Here is a 14,457-nt window from a genome sequence, read left to right on the forward strand (position 1 = left end):
CCTGGTGCAACGCGGCTTATTCGAAGCGCCCCGTGCGCGCCATTTCCATCAGCCTTGCGATCCGCTCGTCAGTGGACGGGTGGGTAGAAAACAGGCTGGCCATGCCGCCGCCCGCGAGCGGATTCATGATCATCATCTGTGCGGTCGACGGGTGTGCTTCGGCCGTCGGGAACGGAATGCCGCTCGCGTAACGATGGATCTTGTCGAGCGCCGATGCCAATGCCTGCGGGTCGCCGGAAATCTGCGCGCCGCCGCGATCCGCTTCGAACTCGCGAGCACGGGAAATAGCCATCTGGATCAACGCGCCGGCGATCGGCGCGAGCAGCGCCACCGCGATGCTCGCGATCGGGTTCGCCGGACGACCGTTTTCGTCGCGGCCGCCGAAGAACATCGCGAAGTTCGCCAGCGCGGAGATCGCACCCGCCATCGTCGCCGAGACGGTTGAGATCAGGATGTCGCGGTGTTTGACGTGCGCGAGTTCGTGCGCCATGACGCCGCGCATCTCGCGCTCGGACAGCACGCGCAGGATGCCGGTGGTCGCCGCGACCGCCGCATGCTCCGGATTGCGGCCAGTGGCAAACGCGTTCGGCGCGTCTTCGTTGATCAGGTAGACGCGCGGCATGGGCAGACTGGCGCGCGTAGCGAGTTCGCGCACCATCCGGTAGAACTGCGGCGCGCCGGTTTCGTCGACCTCCTGCGCGTTGTACATGCGCAGGACCATCTTGTCCGAAAACCAGTACGAGAAGAAGTTCATGCCGAGCGCGATCACGAACGCGATCATCACGCCGCGCGAGCCGCCGATCATTCCGCCGATCACGATAAAGAGGGCCGTGATCGCGGCCATCAACATCGCGGTTTTGACCCAGTTAAACATGTTCACCACTCCTTGCGCCGAATGCGGGTTCATATCCACTGCCGCCTGATGGCAGCGATTTCATTGTAAGCTTATTGTTAGATATGGACGGGCAAGGAAAATTCAATCACCGGGAAGCCGTAGCGAGCTTGAGCCCTAGTCCAACAAACGCACTGCCGACACCCCGATCCAGCCAACGCTTCATGGCCGGCTTGCCGGAAAAACGCTGCGTGACGCTGCCCGCAATGTAGGCGACAAAGCTGTTCCACACCATGCTCATCAGCACGAACACCGCGCCGAGCGTGAGGAACGCCAAGGCTTTGTGATCGCTGCCCGTGGTCACGAACTGCGGGAAAAACGATACGAAGAACAGCACCACTTTCGGGTTCAGGACGTTGGTCCAGAAGCCCTGCAGAAACAGTTGCCGCAACGACTTCGGCGCGCCGGCCGCACGCGCCGCTCCAGCCGCACCCGTCGTGTCAACGGTAGCGGGCTTGGTGAAAATCAGCCGCACGCCGAGATACATCAGGTACAGCGCGCCGACGAACTTGATCACCGTGAACGCAGTTGCCGACGCGGCCAGCAGCGCGGTCAACCCGAACGCGCAGGCAAGCGAGTGCACGCAGCAGCCCGCGGAAATACCCAGCGCCGACGTCAGACCCGCGCCGCGCCCTTGGGCAACACTGCGCCCGACGATATACGCCGTATCCGGCCCGGGCGTGACGTTGAGCAGGAAAACGGCAACGACGAAAAATCCAAAATGGCTGATGCCGAACATCGAATCCTCAAGGTAAAAACGCAAGTAGCCTGTCGCGTCCTAGCTGTCCGCGGCTCGCCGATGCCTGGCGCGGGACCGCAGGTTTGGTGAGAGCTCGGAACGGGCACGTAATACCGATGATTCTAACGCGCCCGGACGTGCCGCGTGAGTCGGCCGAATGGCCTATGGAAAGCGCGCCGGAACGCCTGTTACTCTTGTTCCGGCAACGCGAAACGCTGCCCGCGGGCAAGCGTGGAGCCGGCGAGAAATTCACGCACCGGCAGGCGCTTGCCGCCGGGCTTCTGCAGTTGCGTGAGGCACAACGCGCCCTCTCCGCAAGCTACGAGCACGCCTTCCGGCGAGACGTCGAGGATCGTGCCCGGTTCCGCATTGCTTTGGGCTTGAGCAGGCGCGGCGGCCCAGATCTTCAGCGAAGTGTCGTCGAGCGTCGCCACGCCACCCGGGAACGGATCGAACGCGCGCACCTGACGAGCCAGCACGGCAGCAGGACGCCGCCAGTCGAGCGCCGCTTCGTGCTTGGCGATTTTTTCGGCGTAGGTGAAGCCTTCCTCTGGCTGCGGTGTGGCTACGAGCTTGCCGCTGCGCTCGAGTTCGGCCAGCGCCTCGACGACTAGCCGTGCACCTGCTTCCGCCAGACGGTCGTGCAGTGTGGCGGTGGTGTCGTCCTCGTGAATGGGTGTTCGGGTCTCCGAGATCATCGCGCCGGTATCGAGGCCCACATCCATCTGCATCAACGTGATGCCGGTTTCGGTGTCGCCCGCTTCGATGGCGCGGTGGATCGGCGCCGCGCCGCGCCAGCGCGGCAGCAACGAAGCGTGAATGTTGATGCAACCGTGCGGCGCGATGTCCAGCACTTCCTGCGGCAATATCAGCCCGTAGGCCGCGACCACCATCACGTCATGCGGCGTGGCGCGCAGCAGGTCGATGGCGGCAGTCGCCTCGGCGGGGTATTTGCCTTTCCTGCGCAGCGAAGGCGGTTGCGCGACGCTCAGACCGTGCTCCTCGGCGTAACGCTTGACCGGGCTGGCCTGCAGTTTCATACCGCGGCCGGCCGGGCGATCGGGCTGCGTCAACACGAGCGGCACCGGAAAACCGGCTTCGTGGATGGCGGCCAGTGCCGCCGCAGCGAACTCCGGCGTACCGGCAAAGATGACGCGCAACGAATGGCTCATGTACAGGGGCGGTAATCGGAATGAACGCGCATTACATCGCGTGTGCGAGCTTCTTCATCTTGCTCTTGATGCGAGTCTGCTTGAGCGACGACAGGTACTCGACGAACACGCGCCCCATCAGGTGATCCATCTCGTGCTGGATACACACCGCGAGCAGTCCTTCGCAGTCCAGCTCGTAGGTCTCGCCCTTCTCATTGAGCGCACGCACGCGCACTTTCTCGGCACGTTCGACGTTGTCGTAGATGCCGGGCACCGACAGGCAACCTTCTTCGTTGATCTTCTTCTCGTCGCTCGACCAGATGATCTCGGGATTGATGAACACATGCAGTTCGTCGTGCGTGTCGGATACGTCGATCACGACAACGCGCTCGTGCACGTCCACCTGAGTGGCCGCGAGCCCAACGCCGGGTGCCGCGTACATTGTCTCGGCCATATCTGCGACCAGTCTGCGGATGCGTTCATTGACCGCTTCGACTGGTTTGGCGATCTTGTGCAGGCGCTTGTCCGGGTAATTGATGATGTTCAGTAAAGCCATGATCTTGAAGTTAGTTTTAGGCGCCGCCGACGGGCGGAAAGGCCAAACACTCGCGTCACTGGCCATTCGGCTAGCTTGTGGGAGCGTCGCGTTACGCAGAGGATAGGTGGTGTCGAACCGGTTCGATTCAACGCGCCAATCTTTGCGCAAACGACGAGCCCGCGCGGGTGGGCGCGGCGCTGCAGTGATTTCGGATGATGAAAATTTTAGCATGGCGCCCGCCTGCCCGCTGGCCGTGCTCAAGGATGGATAAGCAATGCAGACTCTCCCTACAACCGATAACGAACTTGCCGCGTGGCTGCGCCTCTCGATGGCGCCCGGTCTGAGACCCGGTGCGCTGCGCGCGATGTTGAACGCTTTCGGCCTGCCGGCCGCGATACTCGAACAGCCGTTTGCGCTACTCGCGGCCGCCACCGACGAGGCGTCCGCCCGTGCAGCACTCGCGCCGCCGGGCGCTGATTTCACGTGCTATCTGGACGCGGTGCTTGCCTGGCGCGAGCTGCCCGGCAATGCCATCGTGACGCTCGACGACCCGGCCTATCCGCCTGCCCTGTTGACGATGCCTGATCCGCCCGCGCTGCTATATATAAAAGGCAGGCTTGATCTGTTGCACGCTAAGGGCGTCGCGGTCGTCGGCAGCCGCAGTGCCACGCCACAAGGTGTCGAGGACGCCGAGCGGTTCGCCCGCGCGCTCTCGGAGGCCGGGCTGGTGGTTGTGTCGGGGCTTGCACTCGGCATCGACGGGGCGGCACATCGTGGCGCGCTGACCGGTTGCGGCAGCACGATCGCCGTGATCGGCACCGGCGCTGATCTCGTCTATCCGGCCGCGCATCAGTTGCTCGCACGGCAGATTGCGGCCGAGGGAGTCATCGTTTCAGAATGGCCGCTCGGCACGCCTGCACGCGCAGCCAACTTTCCCCAGCGCAACCGGCTAATCGCAGGGCTGGTTGGTGGCGTGCTGATCGTCGAGGCTGCGATGCGCTCTGGGTCGCTCATCACCGCACGTCTCGCCAATGAAATGGGGCGCGACGTATTCGCGCTGCCCGGCTCGATCCACGCCCCACTGTCGCGCGGATGCCACAGAATGCTGAAACAGGGCGCGAAACTGGTCGAGACGCCGGGGGAGATACTCGAAGAGCTTGGATTCGTCGCACCGCCGCCTAAAGGCGATGTCGCCGCCTTGTTCGAAAGTGGAAAGCTGTCACGGCAGACACCCACGCCCAAACCCGCCGCGGCCGTGACCGACGCCTCAGAGCTCGCTCCAGAGGCGCAAAAGCTCCTCGCGGCCCTCGGTTATGCGCCCGCGACGCTTGAAATACTTGCCGCCCGCACCGACATGCAGGAAGCAACATTACAAAGCACCCTGCTGCAGCTCGAGTTGGCCGGCCATCTGACGGTTTTACCGGGCGGCCAGTTTGCCCGGGCGAGCCACGGCTGAGCGCAGGGTTAATCGCGGCAGAGTACGCGCCATGCTACATTCGCGCCAAAGCACCTGATACCAGTACGCAAGGAACCGACATGCCCGCGCTGAACCTCGACACCGACCAGGACCGGATCGCCGAGCGCGTCAACGACCACGAAACACTGTTCGTGGCGTGCCTGTGCGCGGAGTGGTGCGGAACCTGCCGGGAATACCGTGACGCGTTCGATCGGTTGGCGGACAAGCATCCGGAAATCTGTTTCGCATGGATTGACATCGAAACCCACGCCGACCGCTTCGACGACCTGGACGTAGAAAATTTTCCTACGATTCTGATAGAGGACGGCATCACTACGCGGTTTTTCGGCACCGTGCTGCCACAGGCGGCCATCGTCGACCGGATGCTGGCCGATCTGACCGCGTTGCCTGGCGTAACCGGCGCGCCGAAGCTGAGGCCAGCCCTGGCGGTGGCCTGAACGGCGCATTTTGACCCGCAGTCTTACGGCACGGGCGTTGCGAACAGTCTGCAGTGCGTCTGCCGCCGCTTGCCCAATAGATAGACACGCAATTATGATGGGCCGCTTTTTAAGGCACTTGACACGCCCCTTTCACGGCGTGTGCTATAAAGCGGTCGTTAATGGGTCGCAAACCTAGGGGTCGTAAGCCCAAGGCCTAAACCCGGATCTACCAACTCATATCCAGTCATGTCCAAAGCACTGATCATCGCCGAAAAGCCTTCCGTCGCGAATGACATCGCGCGGGCTTTGGGCGGTTTTACCAAGCATGACGAATACTACGAAAGTGACGATTACGTCCTTTCCTCGGCAGTCGGCCACTTGCTCGAAATCGCCGCACCCGAAGAATATGAAGTCAAGCGCGGCAAGTGGAGTTTCGCCAATCTACCCGTCATCCCCCCGCATTTCGACCTGAATCCGATTGCAAAAAGCGAATCGCGGCTCAAGGTGTTGACCAAGCTGCTCAAGCGCAAGGACGTCGAGCGTCTGATCAATGCATGTGACGCGGGGCGCGAAGGCGAGCTGATTTTCCGCCTGATCGCGCAGCACGCCAAAGCCAAACAGCCGGTTCAGCGTCTGTGGCTGCAATCGATGACTCCCGCAGCCATCCGCGACGGCTTTGCCCGTCTGCGTAGCGACGAAGAAATGCAACCGCTCGCGGACGCGGCACGGTGCCGCTCGGAGGCCGACTGGCTGGTCGGCATCAACGGCACGCGTGCCATGACGGCGTTCAACAGCAAGGGCGGCGGCTTCTTCCTGACCACGGTCGGTCGGGTGCAGACGCCGACGCTGTCGATCGTGGTCGAACGTGAAGAAAAGATTCGCCGCTTCGTGCCGCGCGACTATTGGGAAGTGAAAGCGGACTTCGTCTGCGCAGCGGGCTTCTACGAAGGCCGCTGGTTCGACCCGAAATTCAAGCGCGACGAGTTCGACCCGGAAAAGCGCGACTCGCGCCTCTGGGCGCTGCCCGCCGCCGAGACGATCGTCGCCGCCTGTCGCGGCCAGACCGGCACGGTCACGGAAGAATCCAAGCCGACGACGCAACTGTCGCCGGCGCTGTTCGACCTGACGAGTTTGCAGCGTGAGGCAAACGGCCGCTTTGGCTTCTCGGCCAAGAACACCTTGGGTCTGGCTCAGGCACTGTACGAACGGCACAAGGTACTCACGTACCCGCGTACCGATGCGCGCGCGCTGCCCGAAGACTACATGGACACGGTCAAGCAGACGCTTGGCATGCTCAAGGAAAGCAACAACTACCTGCCGTTCGCCAAACAGGTACTCGACAAGGGCTGGGTGAAGCCGAACAAGCGCATCTTCGATAACTCGAAGATCAGCGACCACTTCGCAATCATCCCCACCCTGCAGGCGCCCAAGAATCTGTCCGAGCCGGAGCAGAAGCTTTACGACCTCGTCGTCAAGCGCTTCCTGTCGGTGTTCTTCCCGGCCGCCGAATTCAAGGTGACGACGCGGATCACGGAAGTTGTCGGCCATCACTTCAAGACTGAAGGCAAGGTGCTGGTCGAACCGGGCTGGCTGCAGGTCTATGGCCGCGAGATCAGCGGTGAAGACGCCAATCTCGTGCCAGTCCAGAAGGACGAGAAGGTCAAGACCGACAAGATCGCCGCGCAACAACTGGTGACCAAACCACCGGCCCGCTACAACGAAGCCACGTTGCTGTCGGCTATGGAAGGCGCGGGCAAGCTGGTCGAGGACGACGAGTTGCGCGAGGCGATGGCTGCCAAGGGCCTCGGCACGCCGGCTACGCGCGCTGCGATCATCGAAGGTCTGCTTGGCGAGAAGTATCTGATCCGTGAAGGCCGTGACCTGATCCCGACCGCCAAGGCGTTCCAGTTGATGACGCTGCTGCGTGGGCTCGGCGTCAAGGAATTGACCGCGCCCGAACTGACCGGCGAGTGGGAGTACAAACTCTCGCAAATGGAGCGCGGCAACCTGCATCGCGACGCGTTCATGCAGGAAATCGCCCGCATGACGCAGACCATCGTCAAGCGCGCGAAAGAATACGACTCGGATACGATTCCCGGCGACTACGCGACGCTGGAAACGCCATGTCCGAATTGCGGCGGTCAGGTGAAGGAAAACTACCGGCGCTTTGCGTGCTCGAAGTGCGAGTTTTCGATTTCGAAGATTCCCGGCGGGCGGCAATTCGAAATTCCGGAAGTCGAAGAACTGCTGCAGAACAAGACCATCGGACCGCTGTCGGGCTTCCGCAGCAAGATGGGGCGACCGTTCTCGGCAATCCTCAAGCTTTCGCTCGACGACGAGATCAAGAATTACAAGCTTGAGTTCGACTTCGGCCAGGATTCCGGCGGCGAAGACGGTGAGGTCCCTGACTTCTCCGACCAGCAGCCGGTAGGCGCGTGCCCGAAGTGCAAGGCGCATGTGTTCGAGCACGGCATGAGTTACGTCTGCGAGAACTCGGTCGCCAATCCGAAGACTTGCGACTTCCGCTCAGGCAAGGTGATTCTGCAGCAGGAGATCACGCGCGAGCAGATGGGCAAGCTGCTGGAAGAAGGCCGCACCGATCTGCTGACGAACTTCAAGTCGTCGCGTACCGGCCGCAACTTCAAGGCGTTCCTCGTCAAGCAGAGCGACGGCAAGATCGGCTTCGAGTTCGAGAAGAAAGAGCCGTCAGCGAAGACTGCTGCCAAGACTGCAGCAACTGCTGCGGCTAAAGCAGCAGCCGGTACCGCGACGGAAACGGACGACGACGTAGTGGTGGCGGAGAAGGCTGCGCCGGCCAGGAAGGCGGCAGCGAAGAAAGCGCCGGCTACGAAAACGGCCGCGGCCAAGAAAGCGCCTGCAAAGAAGGCTCCGGCGCGCAAGACTGGCTCGTAAGCGCGTCCTGAGCACGGAGCAAGTACAAGCACGGCCGCACCGCTCAAAACTGCGATGAAGTCCGTGACGTAAGTCACCGCGCAGAAACTAAAAAGGCACAGTCTCCGCGAGGAGGCCGTGCCTTTTTCTTACCTACCGAGCCGACTCAAAGCGCATCTCAAAGCGGCGACAGCACCGCCGGCCGAGCCCGCGGTGAAGACGGCGTCTTGGACGGCAGCTTCGGCGAAATCTCGCTATCCAGCAATCGCGACAAGGGCTCCGCACCGTCGAACGCTTCCGGCGGCATCATCTCCGAATCCACGCCGGAAACCGAGACCGGCCATCCTTGACCGTCCTTGATCCACTGCTCACCGAGCAGGCTGTTCGGCGTCTGGCTGAAGTGCTCGACCAGATGGTCGATGAACGTACGCACCTTGGCCGGCAAATGGCGGCGGCTCGGGTACGCAATGTTGATCTCGACCTGCGGCAAGCGGTATTCGCCCAGCAGACGCACGAGCCGGCCACGCGTCATGTCGCGGCCAATCAGGTAGCTTGGCAAAATCGCAATGCCCATGCCGAGCAGCGAGAACTGACGCAGCATTTCCGTGTTGTTGGCGACGATCACGTTTGTCGGACGCACCCGTACTTCGCCATCCGGACCGGTAAAGACCCGCTCATCGCCCCAATACTCGGACGGCAACGACAGGCACGGATGCTCCAGCAGATGCTCAGGACGTGTCGGCGTGCCGTGCTTCTCCAGATACGCGGGCGTCGCGCACACAGTCATGCAACCCGTGGTCAGACGCCGCGTGACGATGCTCGCGCTGCGCATCTGCCGCGCGATCACCACGCCCACGTCGAAACCTTCTTCAACCAGATCGACCTGACGGTCGACCAGCGTGACATCGGGAATCACTTTCGGATAGCGCTCGGCGTAGGTTTGCAACACCGGCGCCAGGTTATGCAGCCCGAACACCACCGGCGCGACAATGCGCAAGCTGCCAACCGGTTCGTGATTGCGCGCCACCACCATCTGCTCCACGTCTTCCAGCTCGTCGAGAATCTGGCGGGCGCGCTCCAGGTACACCTGACCCGACTCGGTCAGCGAAAGGCTGCGGGTTGTACGGTTGAGCAGACGGGTACCGAGACGGCCTTCGAGATCGGCTACGTGGCGAGTGGCCACAGCGTTGGAAATATCCATCGCGCTGGCTGCGCGGGCAAAACTGCCGAGATCCGCCACCCGGACGAAAACTCGCATTGATTGCAAATGATCCATAAGACAACTCCTGCCGTGTTACAGCTCCCTGACCAAACCAATGTGAGCAGTGAAGCGAACTGGGAATTCTCCTACGACTCCTGAATTCGTGCAGAAGTTGCTCAAGAACACGGTTTTTTATTAGGTTTCGTATCACCGTACTCCTTAGCGTAGTCGATGCGCATCGATTGTTCCTCTCGAAGAAACAATATGCTGCGGTGCACCGAGGACTATGTTCGTTGCCGGAACAGCGAAAGCTCCGCGATAAGCGGTCCGAATTGGACTGAAATAGGGGCACGTGTGGCGGAAAATCAAAAAAACCGCCCGAAGGCGGTCTTAGTAAAGGAGTGAGTGCTCACATAATCAGGCGGTAAGTCGTTCCTCAAGCGCCGTTTTGGTGTCGCGCAACGCCCTTGGCAGGTTTTGCTGCAGTGTGTCGAACAATTCCGCGTGCAAGGCGAGCTCTGCACGCCACGCTGCGTCGTCAACCGAGATCACCTGTTCGAACTGCGCCTTGGTGAAATCGAGACCGCGCCAGTCGATGTCCTCGTAGTGCGGTGAGACGCCGAATGCATGTTCTTCGCCCTCGGCCACGCCTTCGATCCGGCCGACCATCCAGCCCAGCACGCGCATGTTCTCGCCGAAGCCCGGCCAGACGAACTTGCCGTCTGCGCCTTTGCGAAACCAGTTCACGCAGAAGATTTTCGGCAATTTCGCGTTCAGTTGCTCGAGCCGCTCGCCGGTCTTCAACCAGTGCGCGAAATAGTCGCTCATGTTGTAGCCGCAAAACGGCAGCATCGCGAAAGGGTCACGCCGCACGACGCCTTGCTGTCCCGCAGCCGCTGCGGTCGTTTCCGAGCCCATCGTGGCCGCCATATAGACGCCTTCGACCCAGTTGCGCGCCTCGGTGACGAGCGGGACCGTGGTTGAGCGCCGTCCACCGAAGATGAATGCATCGATCGGCACGCCGGCCGGGTTTTCCCAATCCGCATCGATCGACGGGCATTGGGATGCCGGCGCCGTGAACCGCGCATTTGCATGCGCCGCCTTGCGGCCGGTCTCCTTCGCAATAGCCGGTGTCCAGTCTTTGCCCTGCCAATCCGTCAGATGCGCGGGCGCCTCGTCGCTCATGCCTTCCCACCAGACGTCACCATCGTCTGTCAGCGCCACGTTGGTGAAGATGACGTTTTCCTTCAGCGTCGCCATCGCATTGAAGTTGGTTTTCTCACTGGTGCCCGGCGCGACGCCGAAATAGCCAGCTTCAGGATTGATTGCGTAGAGGCGACCGTCTTTGCCCGGCTTGATCCATGCAATGTCATCGCCGATGGTCGAGATTTTCCAGCCCTTCATACCGTCCGGCGGAATCAGCATCGCGAAGTTGGTCTTGCCGCAGGCGGACGGAAACGCTGCCGCCACGTGGTGCTTGCGCCCCTCCGGCGAGGTCACGCCGAGAATCAGCATGTGCTCGGCGAGCCAGCCTTCCGCGCGGCCCATCGTCGAGGCAATGCGCAGTGCGAAGCACTTTTTCCCAAGCAGCGCGTTGCCACCGTAGCCTGAGCCGTAGCTCCAGATCTCGCGCTGTTCAGGGAAATGGACGATGTATTTGGTGTCGTTGCACGGCCAGGGCACGTGCTGCGCCCCGGCGGCGAGCGGTGCACCCACCGAATGGACGCACGGTACGAAGTCGCCGTCGGTGCCGAGCACGTCGTACACCTCACGGCCCATGCGCGTCATGATGCGCATGTTGGTGACCACATAAGGGCTGTCGCTCAGTTCGACGCCGATGTGAGCAATCGGGGAGCCGAGCGGACCCATCGAAAACGGCACCACATACATCGTTCGGCCGCGCATCGCGCCGTCGAACAGGCCGTCGAGCGTCGAGCGCATCTCCGCCGGGGCAATCCAGTTGTTGGTGGGGCCAGCATCTTCGCGACGCTGCGAGCAGATGAAAGTCCGGTCCTCGACACGCGCAACGTCCGACGGATCGGACCACGCGAGATAGGAATTCGGACGTTTGGTGGGGTTGAGTTTTCTGAGCGTGCCGGCCGCGACCATCTGCGCGCACAGACGGTCGTATTCTTCCTGCGAGCCGTCGCACCAGACGATCTGGTCTGGCCTGGTCAGCGCCGCGACGCGCTCCACCCAGTCGATCAGTTTGCGGTTTTTGACCCAGCCAGGCGCCTCAATGGCCGGAAGTCCTGCAAAGGCGGGATGATTCATCGAGCTGTCTCCGTTTCGTTTGTAAGCAAAAAGAAAAACGGTACAGGCCCAACGACGCTGCCTGCGAGAGGCGTCAATCCAGTTGCGCCGGCCAACCGGCGCACGATTGTGCAGGTCGTGATAGGCCATACAGCCTGTTGCGCTGCGCCGTCTGCAAGCAGCCCTCTGCAACCGTCTGTAAAGCGGCTTGCATCGACACGCAACAAACTGTTAAAAACGATCTCAATCTTGCCTTTGCGTGGTGATGCCATCTTCGCGGCACTTTCTACGATAAGGCATCCATCCAAACCAGCGTGTGACCTACCTCACATGGTGGGACAGCCAGCTTAACACTCCGTTCCGCACCGCCATGGTGCGTCGCAAAACACCAAGACTATGAAGATTGCCATCCTCGACGATTACCAGGACGCCGTTCGCAAGCTCGACTGCTTTCAATTGCTCGCCGACCATGACGTCAAGGTGTTCAACAACACCGTGCGCGGCCTGGGCCAACTGGCCAGCCGCCTGTCGGAAGTCGATGCCCTGGTGCTGATCCGCGAACGTACCCGCATCAACTCGCAACTGCTCGATAAACTCCCGCATCTGCGCATGATCAGCCAAACCGGCAAGGTGTCGAGCCATGTCGATCTGGCCGCCTGTACCGAACGCGGCATCGCCGTGCTGGAAGGCAGCGGTTCGCCGATCGCGCCGGCCGAACTGACCTGGGCTCTCATCATGGCTGCGCAGCGGCGCATCCCACAATACGTAGCAAACCTTAAGCAAGGAGCCTGGCAACAGTCAGGGCTGAAGACCTCGGCGCTACCGCCGAACTTTGGTCTGGGCCAGGTTCTGCGTGGTCAGGCCCTCGGGATCTGGGGTTACGGCAAGATCGGCCGCCTGATTGCGGGATATGGCAAGGCGTTCGGTATGAACGTTCTGGTGTGGGGACGTGGCAGCACGCTCGAAGCGGCACGTGCCGATGGATACGGTGTCGCCGAAAGCCGCGAGGCGCTGTTCGAACAGAGCGATGTGCTGTCGTTGCATCTGCGTCTGCATGACGACACGCGCGGCATCGTCAAGCAGGAAGACCTGCTGCGGATGAAGCCGACTGCGTTGCTCGTGAATACGAGCCGGGCCGAACTGCTGGAAGAGAACGCGCTGGTCAATGCGCTGGCGCGCAACCGGCCTGGGATGGTGGCGATAGACGTCTACGAAAGCGAGCCGATTCTGCAGGGCTACAGCCTGCTGCGGATGGAAAACGTGATCTGCACGCCGCACATCGGGTATGTCGAGCGTGAGAGCTACGAGTTGTATTTCAGCGCGGCGTTCCAGAATATTCTGGCGTTCGACGCGGGCGATACGTCGAGCGTGGCGAATCCTGAGGCGTTGCAGGGTGGGCGCCGGCGGTAAGGGATGAGGCCGCGGCCTTTGCGTTTGTACTGGTCTTGGCCGCCGGGCACCCTCCCGTTGCCGGCTTTGCCGTCGGATCAATCGTATAGTGCGGCTTCGAGCAACTGCGGCATGTGTTCGAGGAACTGCTCACCGTCCGCGCGGCCGAGGTTGTACGCGTGCTGCATCTGCGACGGGCTCGTGTAATCCCAGCTGGAGATGGGCACTTTGCGCGACGGCTGCACATACAGCCGCTGCTGGGCGCCGTGCGATACGACGAACATCTGCGGGCGCGGATAGAGGCGCGTGACCATCACCAGCACGTTGCCCGGCGTTTCATCGAGCGCGCCGACCGGCACGTTGTCTACCATCCCGCCATCGAGGACCGGCCGGCCGTTGCGCCGCAAAACCGGCGTGAAAGGCGGCGTCGACGACGATTGCAGAATCAGGTCCGCGAGATCCTCGACATTCGCGCAATCCTGCGCCCGCACGAATTCCGGATGGAAACCAAGCGTCTGACCGAGCGTGGGATGCAGCGTCTTGCGGACGTATTTCTCGATGTTGTACGCGATCAGGCCCGCAGCGACCGCACTGCGCGCACCGAGCCAACGCGGCAGATGCGAAACGCCGATGCGGATTTCCGGCGCCTGCGCGAGTGACGCAAACTTCTCGCCGTAGATGTCGAGGAGTGCCTTGCGATAGATCCGATAATGAGGAAACACTGACTCGCGACGTAGCAGATTGCCCCAGTACGCGTTCCGGGTGTTGTGGCGCAGTGCGTCTTCGTAGTAGCGCATGACCCAGTCGGAATCGCGCGTGTAGAGCATGCATGCCGTGGCCGCGCCCGCCGAAATTCCGGTGATCACGCGCGGCCGGATCTTCAGTTCCGGCTGCACGATGTCCCAGAATCCCGCCTGCCACCAACAGCGATTGCCACCGCCCGCGAATACAACCTGATCGAACATTCTTCGTTTTTCCCTGGAATCTGACGCGCAATGCTTAGGAGAGCAGCGCGTAGGTGGTAGTGGCGTGGACCGCCATCTTGCCGTCCTCGTCGAACAGTTCGACTTCGCCGAATACGAGGTTGCGGCCCATCCGCAACACGCGTGCTGTGATCAGCACGTCGCCCTTGCGCACTGCGCGCATGAAGCTGATGTTCAGCGAGACGGTGGTCATTGGCTTGAAGCCGTCGAGGGCGGCGGAAATGGCAACGATCATCGCCGTATCGGCGGCCGCCATAAAGACCTGGCCGCAGATCACGCCGCCGGAGTGGCGCAGCTCGCCGGAAAACGGCAGGCGCATCGTCGCACTTTCCTCGTCGACCTTCACGGGGGTCAGGGCAAGCGTGCGCACCCACGGCGCCAGCACGCGGTCGAGTAACTCTGCTATCGCTTTGTCGTCCATCGCTTATCCCCGTTGAACCGCGTGAAGCGTCGCGCGGCATGGTGTGGCAACATAATACCGGGACGGTAGAAAGTGCGCGTTTTTGGCATATCGTGGGCCCGG

12 protein-coding genes are annotated in these 14,457 nt (G+C 61.8%); 4 read left to right on the top strand and 8 right to left on the bottom strand.

What is annotated here, in order from left to right:
* Window positions 1-16: 16 nt before the first annotated feature.
* The 4 genes from htpX to def form a co-directional block, all read right to left on the bottom strand.
* Window positions 17-874, bottom strand: coding sequence for a zinc metalloprotease HtpX (gene htpX, locus P3T20_RS20550; RefSeq protein WP_074265897.1), 858 nt, complete (start codon window positions 872-874; stop codon window positions 17-19).
* Window positions 875-980: 106 nt separating this feature from the next.
* Complete coding sequence (locus tag P3T20_RS20555) at window positions 981-1,631, bottom strand: LysE family translocator (RefSeq protein ID WP_074263043.1); 651 nt, start codon at window positions 1,629-1,631, stop codon at window positions 981-983.
* Window positions 1,632-1,819: 188 nt separating this feature from the next.
* Window positions 1,820-2,803: a methionyl-tRNA formyltransferase gene (gene fmt / locus P3T20_RS20560; protein WP_074263042.1), complete on the bottom strand. Its 984-nt coding sequence runs from the start codon at window positions 2,801-2,803 to the stop codon at window positions 1,820-1,822.
* A gap of 31 nt (window positions 2,804-2,834) precedes the next feature.
* Window positions 2,835-3,338, bottom strand: a complete 504-nt coding sequence (gene def / locus P3T20_RS20565; protein WP_074263041.1) for a peptide deformylase — start codon at window positions 3,336-3,338, stop codon at window positions 2,835-2,837.
* A gap of 256 nt (window positions 3,339-3,594) precedes the next feature.
* On the opposite strand from def, the gene dprA reads away from it, so the two are divergent.
* The 3 genes from dprA (at window position 3,595) to P3T20_RS20580 (ending at window position 8,129) form a co-directional block, all read left to right on the top strand.
* Window positions 3,595-4,776 (top strand): DNA-processing protein DprA, encoded by a 1,182-nt coding sequence (dprA, locus tag P3T20_RS20570; protein WP_074263040.1) that lies wholly within the window; start codon window positions 3,595-3,597, stop codon window positions 4,774-4,776.
* An 80-nt stretch (window positions 4,777-4,856) separates the two neighbouring features.
* Window positions 4,857-5,234, top strand: coding sequence for a thioredoxin family protein (locus tag P3T20_RS20575; protein ID WP_074263039.1), 378 nt, complete (start codon window positions 4,857-4,859; stop codon window positions 5,232-5,234).
* Window positions 5,235-5,462: 228 nt separating this feature from the next.
* Window positions 5,463-8,129 carry a DNA topoisomerase III gene (locus P3T20_RS20580; RefSeq protein WP_074263038.1) on the top strand — a complete coding sequence of 889 codons (2,667 nt, stop codon included), beginning with the start codon at window positions 5,463-5,465 and terminating at the stop codon, window positions 8,127-8,129.
* Window positions 8,130-8,286: 157 nt separating this feature from the next.
* Here P3T20_RS20580 and P3T20_RS20585 read toward each other — a convergent pair whose 3' ends face one another.
* Entirely contained in the window at window positions 8,287-9,384 is a 1,098-nt protein-coding gene (locus tag P3T20_RS20585) for a LysR family transcriptional regulator (protein WP_074263037.1), read from the bottom strand.
* A 342-nt stretch (window positions 9,385-9,726) separates the two neighbouring features.
* Window positions 9,727-11,583, bottom strand: coding sequence for a phosphoenolpyruvate carboxykinase (GTP) (locus tag P3T20_RS20590; RefSeq protein WP_074263036.1), 1,857 nt, complete (start codon window positions 11,581-11,583; stop codon window positions 9,727-9,729).
* Window positions 11,584-11,958: 375 nt separating this feature from the next.
* On the opposite strand from P3T20_RS20590, the gene P3T20_RS20595 reads away from it, so the two are divergent.
* Window positions 11,959-12,972, top strand: a complete 1,014-nt coding sequence (locus tag P3T20_RS20595) for a D-2-hydroxyacid dehydrogenase family protein (RefSeq protein WP_074263035.1) — start codon at window positions 11,959-11,961, stop codon at window positions 12,970-12,972.
* Between the two features lie 77 nt (window positions 12,973-13,049).
* Here P3T20_RS20595 and P3T20_RS20600 read toward each other — a convergent pair whose 3' ends face one another.
* Both P3T20_RS20600 and P3T20_RS20605 read right to left on the bottom strand, forming a co-directional pair.
* Entirely contained in the window at window positions 13,050-13,916 is an 867-nt protein-coding gene (locus tag P3T20_RS20600) for a patatin-like phospholipase family protein (protein ID WP_074263034.1), read from the bottom strand.
* 34 nt (window positions 13,917-13,950) lie between these two features.
* Window positions 13,951-14,355 (bottom strand): PaaI family thioesterase, encoded by a 405-nt coding sequence (locus P3T20_RS20605; protein ID WP_074263033.1) that lies wholly within the window; start codon window positions 14,353-14,355, stop codon window positions 13,951-13,953.
* Window positions 14,356-14,457 lie beyond the last annotated feature (102 nt).

Source organism: Paraburkholderia sp. GAS206C, from assembly GCF_050435645.1.
In the GTDB taxonomy this organism is placed as follows: Bacteria; Pseudomonadota; Gammaproteobacteria; order Burkholderiales; family Burkholderiaceae; genus Paraburkholderia; species Paraburkholderia phenazinium_B.

What these genes read in the sequence shown, in the direction of transcription:
- P3T20_RS20575 (WP_074263039.1), top strand. Translation starts at nt 4,857, where the DNA reads ATGCCCGCGCTGAACCTCGACACCGACCAGGACCGGATCGCCGAGCGC.
- P3T20_RS20600 (WP_074263034.1), bottom strand. Translation starts at nt 13,916, where the DNA reads ATGTTCGATCAGGTTGTATTCGCGGGCGGTGGCAATCGCTGTTGGTGG.
- P3T20_RS20585 (WP_074263037.1), bottom strand. Translation starts at nt 9,384, where the DNA reads ATGGATCATTTGCAATCAATGCGAGTTTTCGTCCGGGTGGCGGATCTC.
- def (WP_074263041.1), bottom strand. Translation starts at nt 3,338, where the DNA reads ATGGCTTTACTGAACATCATCAATTACCCGGACAAGCGCCTGCACAAG.
- P3T20_RS20580 (WP_074263038.1), top strand. Translation starts at nt 5,463, where the DNA reads ATGTCCAAAGCACTGATCATCGCCGAAAAGCCTTCCGTCGCGAATGAC.
- P3T20_RS20555 (WP_074263043.1), bottom strand. Translation starts at nt 1,631, where the DNA reads ATGTTCGGCATCAGCCATTTTGGATTTTTCGTCGTTGCCGTTTTCCTG.
- htpX (WP_074265897.1), bottom strand. Translation starts at nt 874, where the DNA reads ATGTTTAACTGGGTCAAAACCGCGATGTTGATGGCCGCGATCACGGCC.
- P3T20_RS20595 (WP_074263035.1), top strand. Translation starts at nt 11,959, where the DNA reads ATGAAGATTGCCATCCTCGACGATTACCAGGACGCCGTTCGCAAGCTC.
- P3T20_RS20590 (WP_074263036.1), bottom strand. Translation starts at nt 11,583, where the DNA reads ATGAATCATCCCGCCTTTGCAGGACTTCCGGCCATTGAGGCGCCTGGC.
- dprA (WP_074263040.1), top strand. Translation starts at nt 3,595, where the DNA reads ATGCAGACTCTCCCTACAACCGATAACGAACTTGCCGCGTGGCTGCGC.
- P3T20_RS20605 (WP_074263033.1), bottom strand. Translation starts at nt 14,355, where the DNA reads ATGGACGACAAAGCGATAGCAGAGTTACTCGACCGCGTGCTGGCGCCG.
- fmt (WP_074263042.1), bottom strand. Translation starts at nt 2,803, where the DNA reads ATGAGCCATTCGTTGCGCGTCATCTTTGCCGGTACGCCGGAGTTCGCT.